This window comes from Novosphingobium chloroacetimidivorans (assembly GCF_014204535.1).
In the GTDB taxonomy this organism is placed as follows: domain Bacteria; phylum Pseudomonadota; class Alphaproteobacteria; order Sphingomonadales; family Sphingomonadaceae; genus Novosphingobium; species Novosphingobium chloroacetimidivorans.
Window position 1 is genome coordinate 1 of the sequence record NZ_JACHLR010000076.1, and the last position, 1,838, is coordinate 1,838.

Here is a 1,838-nt window from a genome sequence, read left to right on the forward strand (position 1 = left end):
CCGTCAGATCAAAACGTGCCATGCCCATCTCCTTGCCGGAGAACTGAATCATGCCTCTGCCTGTTTGGGAATCCTGTTTATGGGTCTGTGGCCTAGAGCGTTTTCCTATCAGTCCAGGTCATAGCGGCACGAACTGGAGTAGTTGGCGCATTCCTGCGGTTGAAAGAGATCCACCAGCTTCCCGATGAGCGACCAGAGGCCGGAGACGGTACGCTCGCCGGCCTTGCGGAGCATGGCCTTGAGGCGGGCGAAGGCCTTTTCGATCGGGTTGAAGTCGGGGCTGTAGGGCGGCAGGAACAGGATGCGGGCGCCAGCGGCCTCGATCAGCACATTGACGCTGGCGCGTTTGTGGCTGGACAGGTTGTCCATGACAACGACATCCCCGGGCTTGAGCTCGGGGATGAGCACCTGGCCGATATAGGCCTTGAACCAGTCGCCATTGATCGGCCCGTCGAGCACCATCGGCGCGATCATGCCGGTCATGCGCAGGCCTGCGACCAGCGTAGTCGTCTTGCGATGGCCGTGTGGGTAGCCCATCCGCAGCCGCTCGCCTCGCCGGCAGCGGCCATGGCTGCGGGTCATGTTGGTCGCTGTCCAGGTCTCGTCGATGAACACCAGCCGCTCGGGATCGAGGTCAAGTTGGCGATCGAACCATGCTTCCCGCTGGCTCAAGACGTCGGGACGGTCTTGCTCGACCGCGTGCCCGACCTTTTTTTGCGCGTGATCCCATGCCGGGCGAAGAAGCGGTGTAGCGTCGAGATCGCCACCGTCACACCAGCTTGGCCAAGCTCGCGGCGCAGCTCGTCCAGCGTGATGTCGCGACGTGCTGCGTGCAGTGCCAGGATCGTATCGTGGTGCGCCTCAATCCGCTGCGATCGAGTGTCGCCGCCCTGGGCCTTGGCGGCATAGCCACCCGTGCTGCGGCGCTGGTCATGCCATCCAATCACCGTCGCGGCCGCGACCCCGTACCGCCTCGCCGCGGCCCGGCAACTCATCCCCTCGTCAACCGCGGCCAGTGCTCGCGACCGCAGGTCCATCGATAACGGCTTACCCATCCATGCCGGCCTCCATCCAGCCAGCATCTTGAATCAGATAAGCACGATCGTGTGAATCCTCCTCGACTCAGGTCGGGCGGAAACCGCTCTAGGCCGTCTCACATCGACGGCGCATAAGTCCGTGCGCGGTTGTTGCGGCTCAGCGATCAAGGTGTCGTGCGTACGATCTCTGCTGCCGCCATCGCATGCGGGCGGCCGGCCTCGCCGAGGAGCAGCCGCTTACTGAGCCGGCGACGATCGTGCCAATGCTAATTTCCGCTGCAGCAGCGCCAGCGACCCTTAAGCGCTTGGCTCGGGTAATCACGAACAGAACTTCGGCGGCGGCACTCAGCGACGCGGAGGCTGCACTCGCTCTCAGAGCAAGGCATCGAGTTCCAAATCAAAGGTTGGCTCCGTTTCGACCGATCGTCAGGCTCGGCCCTAACGGCACGGAACCGGATGCAACGATCATATGGCTGTTCCGCGTGCGCCTGGTGAAAGCCAAGGCGATCAATCGGTGGTGCTTCTTTCGGCAAGTCGCGGGAACTTGCAAGATCGTGTCATTGTCGTCAGGCGAGTCGATGTCGGTATAGCAGAAGAGCTTTCTTCTCGTTGATCCGGTCCAGCCGAAGCCGTGATCGTCCTAATCAATTGCGGATTGTCTGCCAACATAAGAAATCTTGTTCTGATAGTATCAGCGAATCACCAAAGAATAGTTTTGCTTAGATACAATCTACGACAAAAAGCAAAATGAGCTTGCGTGGGGCAGGGGCGACCATGAACGGTCGGTTAACAGGTGCTTTT

At 60.7% G+C, this 1,838-nt stretch carries 1 protein-coding gene and 1 pseudogene; one reads left to right on the forward strand and one right to left on the reverse strand.

Features of this window, described 5'->3' with window-relative positions:
* Positions 1 to 108 precede the first annotated feature (108 nt).
* Positions 109 to 1,055, reverse strand: a protein-coding gene (locus HNO88_RS21875) for an IS630 family transposase (RefSeq protein ID WP_184250938.1) whose coding sequence is annotated in 2 segments (ribosomal slippage) — positions 109 to 719 and positions 719 to 1,055 — 948 coding nt in all. Because the reading frame shifts where the segments join, the coding sequence is not laid out codon by codon here.
* A gap of 342 nt (positions 1,056 to 1,397) precedes the next feature.
* On the opposite strand from HNO88_RS21875, the pseudogene HNO88_RS22610 reads away from it, so the two are divergent.
* Positions 1,398 to 1,552 (forward strand): annotated as a pseudogene (locus HNO88_RS22610) (IS5/IS1182 family transposase); the annotation flags it as partial.
* Between the last annotated feature and the right edge of the window lie 286 nt (positions 1,553 to 1,838).